The sequence below is a fragment of the Kribbella turkmenica genome (assembly GCF_004348725.1).
Classification (GTDB): Bacteria; Actinomycetota; Actinomycetes; order Propionibacteriales; family Kribbellaceae; genus Kribbella; species Kribbella turkmenica.
This window is the reverse complement of the sequence record NZ_SMKR01000091.1, coordinates 15,691-30,323: the sequence shown is the minus strand read 5'-3', so window position 1 is coordinate 30,323 and position 14,633 is coordinate 15,691. Positions and strand designations below refer to the sequence as shown.

The 14,633-nt window shown below is 70.4% G+C and carries 9 protein-coding genes and 1 pseudogene; 3 read left to right on the top strand and 7 right to left on the bottom strand.

Annotated features, from left to right (window positions below):
* Positions 1-58: 58 nt before the first annotated feature.
* The gene (locus E1218_RS20895; RefSeq protein ID WP_132322674.1) at positions 59-3,208 is read left to right on the top strand and encodes a glycoside hydrolase family 3 protein; all 3,150 of its coding nucleotides are present in this window, start codon (positions 59-61) and stop codon (positions 3,206-3,208) included.
* Between the two features lie 9 nt (positions 3,209-3,217).
* Here the strand turns inward: E1218_RS20895 and E1218_RS20890 are convergent, their stop codons facing one another.
* The 3 genes from E1218_RS20890 to E1218_RS20880 form a co-directional block, all read right to left on the bottom strand.
* Entirely contained in the window at positions 3,218-5,329 is a 2,112-nt protein-coding gene (locus E1218_RS20890) for an MMPL family transporter (protein WP_233712354.1), read from the bottom strand.
* A gap of 124 nt (positions 5,330-5,453) precedes the next feature.
* Positions 5,454-6,398 carry a GlxA family transcriptional regulator gene (locus E1218_RS20885; RefSeq protein ID WP_132322670.1) on the bottom strand — a complete coding sequence of 315 codons (945 nt, stop codon included), beginning with the start codon at positions 6,396-6,398 and terminating at the stop codon, positions 5,454-5,456.
* A gap of 4 nt (positions 6,399-6,402) precedes the next feature.
* Positions 6,403-7,002 (bottom strand): isochorismatase family protein, encoded by a 600-nt coding sequence (locus E1218_RS20880; RefSeq protein WP_202866117.1) that lies wholly within the window; start codon positions 7,000-7,002, stop codon positions 6,403-6,405.
* 239 nt (positions 7,003-7,241) lie between these two features.
* On the opposite strand from E1218_RS20880, the gene E1218_RS20875 reads away from it, so the two are divergent.
* Positions 7,242-8,462, top strand: coding sequence for an aldose epimerase family protein (locus E1218_RS20875; protein WP_132322668.1), 1,221 nt, complete (start codon positions 7,242-7,244; stop codon positions 8,460-8,462).
* A gap of 237 nt (positions 8,463-8,699) precedes the next feature.
* Here the strand turns inward: E1218_RS20875 and E1218_RS36190 are convergent.
* A pseudogene (locus E1218_RS36190) lies at positions 8,700-9,473 on the bottom strand (phosphotransferase enzyme family protein); the annotation flags it as partial.
* A gap of 319 nt (positions 9,474-9,792) precedes the next feature.
* Between E1218_RS36190 and E1218_RS20860 the strand changes: the two are divergent.
* Positions 9,793-11,217 (top strand): hypothetical protein, encoded by a 1,425-nt coding sequence (locus tag E1218_RS20860; protein WP_132322664.1) that lies wholly within the window; start codon positions 9,793-9,795, stop codon positions 11,215-11,217.
* Between the two features lie 21 nt (positions 11,218-11,238).
* Here E1218_RS20860 and E1218_RS20855 read toward each other — a convergent pair whose 3' ends face one another.
* From E1218_RS20855 to E1218_RS20845, 3 genes are all read right to left on the bottom strand, one after another.
* The gene (locus tag E1218_RS20855; protein ID WP_132322662.1) at positions 11,239-12,447 is read right to left on the bottom strand and encodes a cytochrome P450; all 1,209 of its coding nucleotides are present in this window, start codon (positions 12,445-12,447) and stop codon (positions 11,239-11,241) included.
* A 130-nt stretch (positions 12,448-12,577) separates the two neighbouring features.
* Positions 12,578-13,489 carry a DUF6807 domain-containing protein gene (locus E1218_RS20850; protein ID WP_132322660.1) on the bottom strand — a complete coding sequence of 304 codons (912 nt, stop codon included), beginning with the start codon at positions 13,487-13,489 and terminating at the stop codon, positions 12,578-12,580.
* On the bottom strand, positions 13,489-14,613 hold the full coding sequence (locus tag E1218_RS20845; RefSeq protein WP_132322658.1) for a Gfo/Idh/MocA family protein: 1,125 nt from the start codon (positions 14,611-14,613) through the stop codon (positions 13,489-13,491). The genes E1218_RS20850 and E1218_RS20845 overlap by 1 nt, the downstream gene beginning before the upstream one ends.
* Between the last annotated feature and the right edge of the window lie 20 nt (positions 14,614-14,633).

Below are 14,633 nucleotides of genomic sequence, written 5' to 3'. Positions count from 1 at the left end.
GGGCTGAGAGTCGGGGCGGGACGCGGGTGTGAGGCTCGCGCGGACCTGAGGGGCGGCCATGCGGAGATTGCCTGGATTTCGTCGGACGGCGCTGGTCGCGGCAGCGGCCCTGATCGCCGGCTTGCTACCGCTGCCGGCGGCGGCGGATGAGCCGGCGCCGATCGTGCTGGCGGCGTTCGAGGGGGCGGAGCCGTTCGCGTCGCCGCCGAACCCGGGGATCTTCGGGTGGGGCAGTGACGGGGACGACCCGCCGACGATGGCGTTGCAGGCGCGGGCGGACGCTCCGGCCGGTGGGAAGGTGCTGCACGGGACCTACGACATCAGCGGCTGGGGCGGTTTCACCCACAACGTCACGTTCGACCAGAACCCCGCTGACTGGTCGGCGCACAAGGGCATCCGGTTCTGGTGGTACGGCCAGAACACCGCGCCGCTGCCGCCGGGGTCGGGCAAGCGGATCTTCTTCGAGATCAAGGACGGCGGCGCGAACGCCGAGGCGTCCGAGCTGTGGAACACCAGCTTCACCGACGACTGGCAGGGCTGGCACCTGGTCGAGATCCCGTTCGGCGATCTGGTCTACCGCAGCGACTACCAGCCGGTCGGCGGGATCGACCAGGTGCTCAACCTGACCCAGATGTGGGGTTACGCGTTCACCATGCCGGCCGGGTCGCCGGGTGAGTTCGCGATCGACCAGGTCGAGGTGTTCGGCAAGGCCGACCCGGCGCTGAAGGCGACTGTGATCACCGACGCCGGCGTCTACCCGGTCAAGGAAGGCGGCACGGCGAAGGTCAGGATCGCGGTCGCGACCACCGGCGGCGCACCGCTGGAGGAACCGGTCACCGTCGCCTACAAGACCGGCACCGGCAGCGCCGGCACCGGCGACTACACCCCCGTCGACGGCACCGTCACGTTCCCAGCCGGTACGCCGTCCGGCGGGTCGCAACTCGTCCACGTCGCGACCCGCAAGGACCGCTTCGCCGAGGTCGCCGAGACGATTCCGTTCGAGCTCACGGTCACCGGGGCGAAGCCGCCGTCGACCCAACCCGTGGTCGTGATCGACGCGCACGATCTGCCGTACCTGAACAGCAAGCTTCCGACCAAGAAGCGCGTCGCGGACCTGCTGGGCCGGATGAACCTGGCGGAGAAGGTCGGCCAGATGACCCAGGCCGAGCGCAACGCCCTCCGGTCGCGCACCGACATCGCGTCGTACGCACTGGGCTCGCTGCTGTCCGGCGGCGGTTCGGTGCCGACGCCGAACACGCCGGCGGCCTGGGCGGCGATGATCGACACCTTCCAGCTGCACGCGCAGGCGACCCGGCTGCAGATCCCGTTGATCTACGGCGTCGACGCGGTCCACGGCCACAACAACGTGGTCGGTGCGACGATCCTGCCGCACAACATCGGCCTAGGCGCGACGCGCGATCCGGACCTGGCCCGGCGTACCGGCGAGGTGACCGCGACCGAGGTCCGCGCGACCGGCATCCCCTGGGACTTCGCGCCGTGCGTGTGCGTGGTCCGCGACGACAGGTGGGGCCGGGCGTACGAGGGGTACGGCGAGGACCCGGCACTGGTGCGGTCGATGGCGACCGTGATCACCGGCATGCAGGGCAAGGCCGACGGCAGCCAGCTCAAGCAGAACAACAAGGTACTGGCGACCGCCAAGCACTTCGTCGGTGACGGCGGTACGACGTTCGGGTCGTCGACAACCGGCTCGTACACGATCGACCAGGGCATCACCGAGGTCACCCGGCAGCAACTGGAGACGCTGCACCTGGCGCCGTTCGAGACGTCGGTGGATCTCGGCGTCGGCACGGTCATGCCGTCGTACTCGAGCGTCGCCCTGGACGGCCGGCCGCCGGTCAAGATGCACGGGAACGGCGAGCTGATCAACGGGGTGCTGAAGGACCGGATGGGCTTCGACGGATTCGTGATCAGCGACTGGCAGGCGATCGACCAGCTGCCGGGCGACTACCCGAGCGACATCCGGACGTCGGTCAACGCCGGCCTCGACATGATCATGGTGCCGACGAACTACCAGGGCTTCACCCAGGGCCTGACCGAGGAGGTGACCGCGGGCCGGGTCCCGCTGAGCCGGATCGACGACGCGGTCCGCCGGATCCTGACCGAGAAGTTCAAGCTCGGCCTGTTCGAGCAGCCGTACGCCGACACCTCGCGAATCGACGAGGTCGGGTCGGACGCCCATCGCGCGGTCGGCCGCGAGGCGGCGGCGAAGTCCCAGGTGCTGCTGAAGAACGACGGCGACCTGCTGCCGCTGAGCCCGGCGAAGCAGGTCTACGTGGCCGGCAGCAACGCGAACGACCTGGGCAACCAGATGGGCGGCTGGAGCATCAGCTGGCAGGGCGGCTCGGGGGCGACGACCACCGGCACGACGATCCTGGACGGGATCAGGCAGGTGGTTCCGTCGGCCACCTTCAGCGCCGACGCCTCAGCCCCGCTGGAGGGTCACGACGTCGGCGTGGTGGTCGTCGGCGAACGCCCGTACGCCGAGGGGATCGGTGACGTCGGCAACGGTCACGACCTGCTGCTGTCGGCCGCCGACAAGACCGCGGTGGACAAGGTGTGCGCGGCGATGGACTGCGTCGTGCTGATCGTGTCCGGCCGGCCGCAGGTGATCGCCGACCAGCTCGGCACGATCGACGCCCTGGTCGCGTCGTGGTTGCCGGGAACCGAGGGGGCGGGCGTCGCCGACGTACTGTTCGGCAAGCGGCCGTTCACCGGGCGTCTCCCGGTCAGCTGGCCGCGGACGGAGGACCAGCAGCCGTTGAACGTCGGGGACGCCTCCTACGATCCGCAGTACCCCTACGGCTGGGGTCTGACGACGCAGGCGACCGCCCGCCAGAAGCTGACCGAGGCGCGGAACGTCCTGCTGCAGAAGCGCGATCCGTACGCGCTGGCCGCAGCGGTCGCCGCCAGCGTCGCGCTGCACGTCAAGGACTGGTCGGGGCCGCAGGCACCTGTCGCGCTCGCCGCGCTGGCCCGGTCCGGGAAGTACCTGGAGCGGACGAAGGTGGACGCCTACGCCCAGGATGACGCCGTGGTGGGTGCTGCCCGGTGGATCGCACAGAACCGGATCGGGCAGAACGTCGACCAGCCGACGTCGAAGCTCACGTCCGACGCCGAGCACGCACTACTCACCGGAAGGCTGCAGACCGCGGTCGGCAAACTGACCGCGGCCTACAACCTCAGGTAGGCAGGCAGCTCAGACGGTGATCAACTCCCGTTCCGCCTGCACCGGCGCCTGCCGGTGCAGGCGGTTCGGCCACCAGGCCTTGCGGCCGAGCAGGACCATGATCGACGGCAGCATCACGATCCTGACCAGCGTCGCGTCGATCAGTACGGCGACGGCCAGGCCGACCCCCATCTGCTTCATCTCGAGCATCCCGAGGGTCGCGAAGACGGCGAACACCGACACCATCACCGCGGCCGCGCTCGTGACCACGCCCGCGGACTCGGTGATGCCCTTGCGGACCGCCTCCCGTGGCGCCAACCCCTCCGCGACGCCTTCCCGGATCCGGCCGAGCACGAACACGTGGTAGTCCATCGACAACCCGACCAGGATCACGAACAAGAACAGCGGGATCCACGACACCACGAACCCGGCCGAGGTGAAGTCGAGCAGCCCTTCCGCCCACGAGTGCTGGAAGACCAGCGCCAGTACGCCGAAGCAGGCGGCCACCGAGGCCACGTTGAGCACCGTCGTCACCAGTGCGATCGCCACGCTGCGGAAGGTCACCGCCATCATCACCAGCGTCAACGCCAGCACGAACGCGATCACGTACGGCAGCTTGTCCCGCTGGTTGTTGCCATAGTCAACCGACTCGGCCGACTCACCGCCGACCGCCCAGGCGACCGACCCGAGTGCCGCCGGGGCCAGCTCGTTCCGCAGTTGGTTCAGCGCGCCCTCACCGTTCTCGCTGCTTTCCGGCAGCACCGACACCAGCGTCAGCACCGCGGTCCCGTCCGCCTGCCGGATCGCGTCGTCCGGCGCCACGAACTTGCCACTCTGTACGGCGGACTGCTGCAACCGGGTCAGTCCCGCGACCGCGTCCCCGCCCTGCGCGACCACGTCGTACGACAAGCCGCCCTGGGCCGGGAAGTTCGCCTGCAGCTCCTTGAACGTGCGCACCTCAGGAATGCTCTGCGGCAGCGTGTTCAGGTCGGCCGGCTCCGTCTTCATCCCGAGAGCCGGTACGGCGAGCGCGACCACGGCGACCGCGGACAGCGACAGGGCGGCACGCGGATGCCGCAGGACCGGAGCCAGGACGCGGCTGCTGATGCCACCCGGGCCGATGCGCCGGTTGAGCCGCCACAGCAGCGGGACCCGCGGCCGGTCGACCCGGTGACCCAGCTTCGCGAGCAGCGCGGGCAGTACGGTCAGCGAACCGAGCACCGCCACGGCGACGACCACGATCGTGGCCGTCGCCATCGACGCGAAGGTCGCGTCCTGGGCGACGTACAGGCCCGCCATCGAGACGATCACGGCGAGGCCGGAGACGACGACCGAGTGCCCGGAGGTCGCGGCCGCGATCTCGACGGCGTCCAGGGTGGTGCGGCCCTTGCGGCGCTCCTCGCGCTCCCGCTTGAGATAGAAGAGCGAGTAGTCCACGCCGACCGCCATCCCGATCAGCAGGACGACGTTCGCCACCGAGCCGCCGTCCGGGAACAGGTACGACAGCGGCGCGTAGAAGCCCAGGGCGGCGCCGACGGCCGAGAATGCCAGCAGGACCGGGATCCCGGCCGCGATCAGCGCACCGAACGCCAGCAGCATCAGGGCGAACGTGATCGGCAGGCTGAGCTTCTCCGCCTTGGCCAGATCGGTGCCGACCTGCTTCCAGATGCCCGCGTCCACCGACGCGCTGCCGGCCTGGGTGATGGTCAGGCCCGGGTTGGCCCGCTGCACCTCGGCCGTGGTGGCGACGATTTTCTCGATGTTGTCGGCGGCATCGTCCGCGGTGCCCTTCAGCTCCATCGGGACGAGGGCTGCCTTGCCGTTCTCCGAGAACACCGCCTGCCCGACGGTCCGGACCGAGTCCAGTCCTTCGAGCTTCTGCCGGAGCTGGGCGATCGCCGTACTCGCGGCGACCCTGTCCAGCGGTCCGTCCGGGTCGGTCAGCAGGACGGTCTCGGTCGGGACGTCGCCGAGCCCGGCCTTCTCGATCACTCCGGCGGCCTGCCCGGACTGGCCGACCCAGGTGTCCCTGCTCTCCGTCTGCTGCTTCGGGACGACCACCGACATCCCGACCGCGACCACGACGAGCAGCAGCCAGAGGCCGATCGCCCGCCATGGATGGGTAGCACTCCAGCGTGCCACGCGCACAGTTACCGATCCCCTGCTCACCTTGGTCCCACCTCTCGTTCGTCCGGTCAGGACGAGCCTGACCGGACGGCGGGCGGATCTCAGGAGTACTGAGCCCCCGGGGGAGGTGGACCTTTCCCTACCCCGCGACCGGTTCGGCGGTCCGGGAGCGGAGCCGGCGGAGCATCCGGGCGTCCTCGAAGCCGACGGCCCGCGCCGCGGCCTCGACCGTCGTCCCGTGGCCGATCAGGTGCTCGGCGCGTTCGAGGCGCAGGAGTTGCTGGTAGCGCAGCGGGGTCAGACCGGTCGCGGACGTGAAGATCCGGGTCAGGGTCCGCTCGCTCACGCCGACCTGCCGGGCGAGGTCGGCGAGCAGCAGGCGGTCGGCGTACCGGGCGTCGATGACGTCCTGCACCCGGTGGGCGAGATCGCTCAGGTGACCGCGATGCCGCAGCATCGCGCTCTCCTGCAACTCGTCGCCGTTGCGGCGCGCGTACACGACCATCTCGCGCGCGACCCGGGCGGCCGCTTCCGCGCCGCGGGCGACCGCGACCAGGTGGAGGGCGAGGTCGATCCCGCTGGCGATGCCGGCGGAGGTGATCACCCGGTCGTCCACGACGTACAGGACGTCCCGGACGATCGTCGCCTTCGGGTACCGGGCCGCGAGCTCGTCGGTCAGGTCGTGGTGCGTCGTGTAGCGCCGGCCGTCGAGCAAGCCGGCCGCACCGAGCGCGTCCGCGCCCGAGCAGACGCTGGCCACCGAGCCACCGCCCGCGTGGTGGGCGCGCAGCCGCTGCCGGGTCTCCGGCCCGATCGGCGGCACCGGCGACAACCGCGGCGACCGCCAGCCCGGTACGACGATCAGGTCGTCCGGACCGAGCTCGGGCCAGTCCAGCCGGGCCTTCACCGGCACGCCCTGGGCGGTCGGGATCTCGTCGGTCTCGGCCACGTAGCTCAGGCGGTACCCGTACCCGAGGTCGTCCGCCGTCGAGAACACCTGCGCCGGCCCGGCCAGATCCAGCAGGTGCAGCTTGGGCACCAGCAGGAAGGCGACCTGGGTGGCCGGCGACGACCTAGGGCTCATCCGGTCAGGATGGCACGGGGACGGTGGTCAGGTCGTCGAGCGTCCGAATGGTGGCGAACCGTTCCGCCAGCGCGTACTCGGTCCGCTCGGTGACGATCTCCGGGCTGAGCGTCCGCGGGTCGGCCAGGATCTCCCCGAGGGTCGCGTCGGCCGGCATCGTCCAGTGCGGCAACGGCGTGGTCGCGGTCGCCTCGGTGACGAACACGACGTCGTACCCGAGATCGGAGGCGACCCGCGCCGTCGTCTCGCAGCACTGCTCGGTGCGGATGCCGCTGATCACGACCTCGCTCACCGCGTGCTGGGTGAGGTACTGCTGGAGATGCGTTGTGGTGAAGGCGTTGTGCGCCGTCTTGGTGATCACCGGCTCGGCCGGCAGCGGCTCCAGGCCGTCGATCAGCCGGACGTGGCCGTTGGCCGGGTCGAACGCACCGCCGGTGCCGGGCTCGGTGTGCAGCACCCAGACCACCAGGTCGCCCTTGTTCCGGGCCGCACGGACCAGGCGATCGACGCGGTCGGCGATGTCGGGGTGGTTCACGGCCTGCCAGTTCGGGCGGACCCGGAAGGACTCCTGGACGTCGATCACGATCAGTGCGGTTCGGCTCATGACGACCATGGTCGCGGCCGGCCGCCGTACCTCAGAAGGCCCGATCGGGGCCCGCGCCGGACCGATCCGGTCAGCGGCCGCGGAGGGTTTCGGTGCTCGTGCAGTCATCGGACGAATTCGAACCGTTACGAACTGTTCCAAACACCGGACCGGCGTGCTTATCGTGCCTGGGTCGGTGGTGGCGGTGTCTTTCCTTGTGCTCTCGCCGACTTCCGGACGATTCAGTGAGGGGATTTGTCATGTCTGATCAACTACCCCGTCGCCAGGTCCTGCGGACGGCCGGGGCCATCGGCCTGGGGGCCGCCGCCGCGGGTGGCCTGAGCGGTCAGGCCCAGGCCAGCTCGTCCACTGGTACGGCGGATAGGTTGACCGCCATGGGCGAACACCACGGCAGGTTCGAGATCCGCAAGGACCCGTTCGGCACCACCTCCGACGGCCGGGAGGTGGACGTGTACACGTTCACCAACGGCCGGGTCACCATCTCGATGCTGACCTGGGGTGCCACCATCCAGCGGGTCGAGACCCCGGACCGGCGCGGACGGACGAAGAACATCAGTCTCGGCTTCGACAACATGCCGGACTACGAGACGCTCAGCCCGTACTTCGGCTCGACCATCGGCCGGTACGGCAACCGGATCGCCGAGGGCCGGTTCACCCTCGACGGGACGACGTACCAGATCCCGGTCAACAACGGCGAGAACGCCCTGCACGGCGGCACCGTCGGCTTCGACAAGAAGATCTGGACTGCGAAGGTGGTGCGCGGCGACAAGGCCGTCGGCGTCGCCTTCAGCTACGTCAGCCCGGACGGCGAGATGGGCTTCCCCGGTGAGCTGACCACGACCGTCACCTACACGCTGGACCGGCGTGACACCCTGCGGATCGAGTACCACGCGACCGTGGCCGGCAAGGCGACCGTGGTGAACCTGACCAACCACGTCTACTTCAACCTGGCCGGCGAGGGCAGCGGCTCGATCGACGGCCACGTGCTCCAGCTCGACGCCCCGTCGTACACCCCGGTCGACGCCGGACTCATCCCGACCGGCGAGATCGCGCCGACCGCCGGTACGCCGTTCGACTTCAGCAGGCCGACCGCGATCGGCAAGCGGATCCGCGACGACCACCCGCAGCTGGTGATCGGGCGCGGGTACGACCACAACTTCGTCCTCGGCGACGAGCCGGACAGGCACGGACTCCGGTACGCCGCCCGCTTCTGGGAGCCCGAGGACGGCCGCACGGTCACCGTGCACACCACCGAGCCGGGCGCTCAGTTCTACAGCGGCAACTTCCTCGACGGCACGTTCCAGGGCATCGGCGACAAGTCCTACCGCCAGGGCGACGCCTTCGCCTTCGAGACCCAGCACTTCCCGGACTCCCCGAACCACCCGAACTTCCCGTCCACGGTCCTCCGCCCGGGCGAGACCTACCGGTCCACCACCACGTACACCTTCGGCACGAAGTAGGAACCGGAGTCAGCCGCGCCGCCAGACCGTTCCCTGGCGGTCGCGGCCGATCAACTGCTCGAGGGCGACGGTCTCGGCCGCCGCGCCCAGCTCGCGTTCCAGCAGTCAGATCGCCACTGCGGCCGGGTTCACCACCCCACTTCTCCTCCGCCAGCACTTCACAAAGGCCTTCGCCACCACCCCCACCGCCTACCGCCGCGGTTTCACGCGGTCGTGAGACGCATGAAGACTGACGCGTCAGAGAAGTTGCCCGGCTGCCTTCTTCAGCGCGGCCAACTCGCGGTCGGCCCAGCCTTCGGTCCGGGACTCGGTGCCGCGGAAGCGTGGTTTGTCGACCAGGTGGAAGCACAGGTTCGCGATCCGCGCCGCGATGACGAGGTAGGGAACGGCGGCCTCGTCGTCGGCGGTGATCGGGAGCCGGGTGCGGTAGCCCGCCGCGAAGTCCTCCCAGTACGGCGTGGTCGCGACGCCGGTGAAGTCGGCGGCGCGGAAACCGGGGCCGGCGAGGTCGAAGTCGTACAGCGCGAGACCGTCGCCGGTGACCAGGAGATTGTCGAGACTCACGTCGCCGTGACAGATGCCGCGGCTCGGACTGTACTGCGCGAGGTTGTTCCGTACAGCACCCGCAAGGTCCCGGAGCAGGTCTACCTCCGCGGACGCAAGCTGCGGGTGGAGTTCGCCGAGACTCCTCGACAGGCGGTGTGTGCTCCGCGGGAATTCGGGCGCAGAGGAATCGGCCATTTCGTGGAACGGGGCAATCAGTACGCCGAATTCCCGGTACAGCCCCGCCTCGTACGGCGGTTCGCCGCCGTCGACGAATTCCTGGAGGACGTACGGCCGCGGTCCCTCGGGTGCGTCGAGCAGGCCGGCCGGGTCGCCGCCCGGGAGCGGAAGGACCCGTGGCGTCCGCAGTCCGCGGGCGACCAGATGAGCCGAAAGCCCTGTCTCCCAACGGATTTCGTCCGCCGGGCGGCCATCATGCCGGTAGAGCTTGAGGACGTAGCGGGTGTCCGCGCTGGTGACCTCCTACACGTCGTTCACCAGCGAGCGGCGGAGCGTGCAGCCGGTGAATCCGACCCCGTAGCGCTCGCTCAGGTACGTCGCCAGCGCGGCGGGGTCGGGCAATGAGCGCAACGTCGCCAGCACACGGACGAGGGTAGACCCCGGAGGTGTGAACCCGGGCCGGAGTGGGGAGGTTCGAGACGTTTCCGGATTCGCCTCCCCGCTCGGGGCCGGAAACCGGTAGCCTCTTGCAGCGCCCTTGGAGGAGGCCGCCGTACCATCACCCGACGAACTGCCGGAGAGCCCAAACCGGTCAGGAGACCACGTCTTGCAGGAGAACACCACCAGCACCAGTCCTGGCGAACTGGCGAACGTACCTCTCACCGGTGCGGACAAGGTCGCCTACGCCTTCTACGCGACGGCGGCCGCGGCCGCCCTTGTCGGCCAGGTCTGGGCCGGCGTGACCCACATCCCCTGGCCGGAGACCGGCTTCTCGACCTTCCTCAAGATCGTCCTCGTCACGCCCGCGGTGGCCGTGCTCGAGCTCGGTGGTGTCGCCACCGCCGCGCTCGCCGACCTACGCCGGCGCAAGGGTGAGCAGGCCTACGCCTACCGCGCGATGTCGTTCTTCGCGGCCCTGGTCGCCGTCGTCTTCAACGTGGTCGGCCACTGGCGGCCGGAGGAGCGGTTCCTCGCCTTCGGCTTCGGCGGCCTGTCCGCGTTCGCCTATGTGCTGTGGCTGATCCACAGCTCGGCCCGCCGGCGGGACGCCCTGCGGCGTGCGGGTCAGATGCGCGAGACCGGCCCGGTGTACGGCGTCGTGCAGTGGGTCCGCGAGCCGAAGGTCACCTGGCTGGCGCGGTCGCTGGCGATCGAGCACGGGTACGGCCTGTACGAGAGCCTGCGCGCGGCCCAGCACCAGATCCGCAACCGGAGCCGCCGCGAGGCGATCGCCGGGACCGTTGCCGAGTACATCCGTTCCGAGCACCAGGACGAGCGGCTGGCCAAGATCGCCGAGACGACGTACGACCCGGACCGGCTGGCCGGGATGCTCGAGGAGCGGATCAACTACGAGGTCATCACCAACAAGCTGACCAAGGCGATCTCGCCGCCGCCGGAGCAGTCCGAGGACGACCGGCCCGCCGTACCGGCGGCGGTCTGGGTGCTCGAGGGCGGGCAGCCGCGGCCGTTGCGCGCGGACAGCACCGGAGTGTCGCTGCGCGACGAGGACGCGTGGACCGGCGAGCTGATGGCGATCGTCGACCAGACGCCGGGCCGGGACGACGGCGACGAGCCGGTCGCCGAGGCGGTCGTCGTCGAGGACGAGAGCGAGCCGCAGCACGTCGTGCCGAACGGTACGGCGTCCCCGGCCGTGAACGGCAGGCTGAAGCCGTTCGCGCCGCAGCCGAAGGCCGAGCCGCTGGTGCAGAAGCCGCAGCCGCCGTCGCCGTTCGCGGACACCACCGACATCTCGCCGCCGGCGCTGATCACCACGCCCAAGGTCGAACAGGTGCGCCCGGAGCCGGTCGCCCGCAGAGCCGACGACGACAAGCCGGCCGAGGACCAGCCGGAGCCGACCGCGCTGGAGAAGAAGCGGATGCGTGCCTACGCCCTGCTGTCCGACTGGCCGGACGGTCGTGAGCGCACCGCGAAGACGCTGGCCGACGCGATCGCGTCGAGCGAGCCGATGGCGGCCCGGTTCATCGAGCAGTACGAGACCGAGAACGGAGTCGTGTTCGCGTCCCAGAACTGACCGCGCGGCTGCCGGTGGACCTCAGCTTCCGAGCCCGAGGTTCACCGGCAGTTCTGCGAGCCCGCTGACCAGCACGCGTCGCCACTGGAGCTCCTCGGCCGGCTTGGCCAGGCTCATCCGCGGGAAGCGCCGTACCAGCGCCAGCAACGACTCCTGCAGCTCGATCCGGGCCAGCTGGGCGCCGAGACAGAAGTGCGGGCCGAAACCGAACGACAGGTGCTTGCTGTCCGTGCGGTCCAGCCGCAGCTCGTCGGGTTCGTCGTACGCGCGCGGATCGCGGTTGGCCGAGTTCAGCGCGGCCATCACGCCTTCACCGGCCTTGATCCGTACGCCGTGCAGCTCGACGTCCTCGATCGCGACCCGCAGCTGACCGACCTCGCTGAAGCGGTTGAACCGCAGCAACTCCTCGACCGCCGACGGCACCAGACCGGGGTCCGCGACCAGCTTCGCCCAGTTCTCCGGCCGGCGCAGGAGAGTCGCGACACAGCTGGAGATCTGGTTCGCGGAGGTCTCGTGGCCGGCGACCAGCAGGTTCACGCCGAATGCGATCAGCTCGTCCTGACTCAGCCGGTCGCCGTCCTCCCGCGCGCGGACGAGCTCGTCGAGCAGATCCGCGGCCGGCTGGTCGGTGTTCGCCAGTTTCTTGGTGACCAGGGCCTCGATGTACGCGGTCAGGTTCGTCATCGCGTTGTCGACAAGGTCCTTGTCCGCCATCCGCATGCTGTACCCGAGCTCGGTCCACTCGCGGAACTGCTCGCGGTCGTCGTACGGCACGCCGAGCAGTTGGCAGATCACCTGGATCGGCAGCGGCAGCGCGACCAGTTGCCGGACGTCCGCGCCGTCACCGGCCTGCGCCACGTCGTCGGCGAGCTGAGCGGACAGCTCCGCCACCCACGGCCGGGTCCGCTCGATCCGCCGGTGCGCGAACGTCGACGACACCAGCTTCCGCAACCGCGTGTGCTCCGGCGGATCCGTGGTGGTCAGACTGTCCGGCATCGGCCTGGCCAGCGCGACCCGCGGCGCTCCCTGCTTCACGACCGCGGCCCGCGAGAACCGCGGATCCGCGAGCACCAGGCGGACGTCGTCGTACCGGGTCACCAGCCAGACCTCCGCACCCGCCAGCGTCCGCACGCGCGCGACCGGGCGGTTCTCCCGCAGCTCGGCGAACGTGGGCGACGGATCGAACCGAAACGCGTCGTCGAACGGGATCTGCAGCACCGGCTCCGGCATGCTCCGAGCCTAAGCGACCGGGGCCCGCTGCGGCGCGAACCGCCAGGCCATCACATCCGGCGGTTGCCCACGGCGCTACGCGGCGATGGCGGCGTGGGCGGCGATTGTGATGGTCTGGCGGTCCGTGACCTCACCCGGCCAGCGCCTTCTGGACCTGGGCGGCCAGGGCGGTGGCGCGCTCGTCGTCCGAGGCGCCGTCGGCCACCAGGACCGCGTACCGGAAGCGGAGGGTGGAGCGGGCCTCGAACGGGAGCTCCTCGGAGAAGAACGGGGCCGGGCAGACGGCGGCGAAGTCCTCCGAGCGGACGAACCACTGCGGTGGGTGCCGAACGTTGTCAGCGGCATCGGCGATGACGATCGTCGACGCACGGTCGTTGTCGTCGTGCCTGCCGCTGAAGCCCATCCAGGCCGCGCGCTGACCGCGCAGCTCGTCACGCCCCTTCCCCTGCGGCGCCAGCACCGTCCCGTTGGTGAACGACCGCGGTCCGCGCCAGAACAGGCCGCCGTACCCGGCGTTCTCCCGGCCGGCCGTCGTCGGGCTGCCGATCTGGACGGTCTCGCCGGAGACGTTCGTCATCGCGGTCTCGTAGACGAGCACCCAGCCGTCGTCGGACAACCGGGTGGTCAGCGACCGCGACTCGTCGACGACGTGCGCGCCGGCCTGGGTCCGCCAGGAGAGCTGATGGGTGAACCGGACCACGTCGTCGGACACGTCGAGCGCGTCGATCCGGTCGTGGTCCATCGAGCCGTTGTTGTCGAGCTGCCGGTAACCCGACTCCTTGGAGTACGTCGGCCCGCCCCAGAAGTTCTCGTGCCCGAAGTGCGGCAGCGACCAGGTCAGGCCCTTGTGCCAGACGTGGTCGTGCGGACGGAACACGGTGACCAGGTCGCCGCCGAGCGTCCGGATCGGATGCAGGTACGGCCGCGGCGACTCCAGCTGCCGGTCGGTCGCCCGGTAGACGTAGGTGAACAGCTCGCTGTCTCCTGCCGTGACCTGGATCGACCGGCCGACGGCGTGGTTGCAGCCGAGATTCTGCGTCATCACTTCTCCCGTTGCGGTCGGACGGTCCAGGGCGCGCCCAGTTCACCGAACAGGGCGAGCTCGTCCGAGGCGCGGTCGATCCACGTCTCGACGTCGTGCACGATCGGGTGCCGCTCGAGCCCCTCGCCCTCCCACCGGACGAGTCCGGCGGGAATCTCGGCCGGGTCCGCGGCGGCCCGCACGGCCTCGACGACGGTGGTGAACCCGCCGGTCGCCGACAGCGGGCAGTACAGCGGTACGGCGGGATCGGCGCGATGGGCGATCAGGTTCTCCAGCAGATCCGCCCGGCCGTGCTTCTCGACCGTCCCGTCGGGCAGCTCGAGCGTGTCCGAGGCGTACTTCAGCACGGCACGACCCGCCGAGCCGTGCACGATCACCTCCGGCTCGAGGTGTTCGGTGGCGCACAACGTGACCGCGACCAGGATCTTCGTACCGCGGCCGGTGACGACCCGGACGGTGGAGGTGTCGTCGGACTCGATCGCGTTGGCCCGGAACAGCTCGGTCTCCACCGACCGTACGTCGTCCACACCGGTCGACCCGTCGAGCAGCAGCGCGGCCGCGGTCGAGTGGGCCAGCGGGTTCGTCACCGCGCCGTCGACCACCGCGACCCCGTCGAGCGTACGGCGACCCGCCCAGCGGGCTCGTTGGAAGTACTGGGCCTTGCGCACCCACTTGCCGATCGTGCTGATCCCGCGGAGCTCACCGAACCGGCCGTCGGCCACCATCTGCGCGAGCTTCAGCGTCGCCGTGGACGCCTGCGCCTGGAAGCCCACCTGGCAGGCCCGGCCGGTCTCGTCGACCAGCGCGGACAACTGCTCGAACTCGGCCAGCGACGCCGTCGGCGGCTTCTCCAGCAGTACGTCGGCCCCGGCCCGCATCGCCAGTTCGGCCAGCGGGACGTGCGTCTGGATCGGCGTGCTGATGATCACCACGTCGGCCTCGGCCGCCGCGAGCAACTCCTCCAGCCCGCCGTACTGCCGGACGCCGGCGGGCAGGTGCTCGGCCGGTCGCGGGTCGGCGACGGCGGCCAGCCGGGCGCGGCCGGCCTCGGCCAGCCGCGCGACGTTCCGGACGTGGGACGCCCCGTGGCCGTGGACACCGGCCACGGCCACTCGGGGCGTCATCGGCAATCAGTTGCCATGAG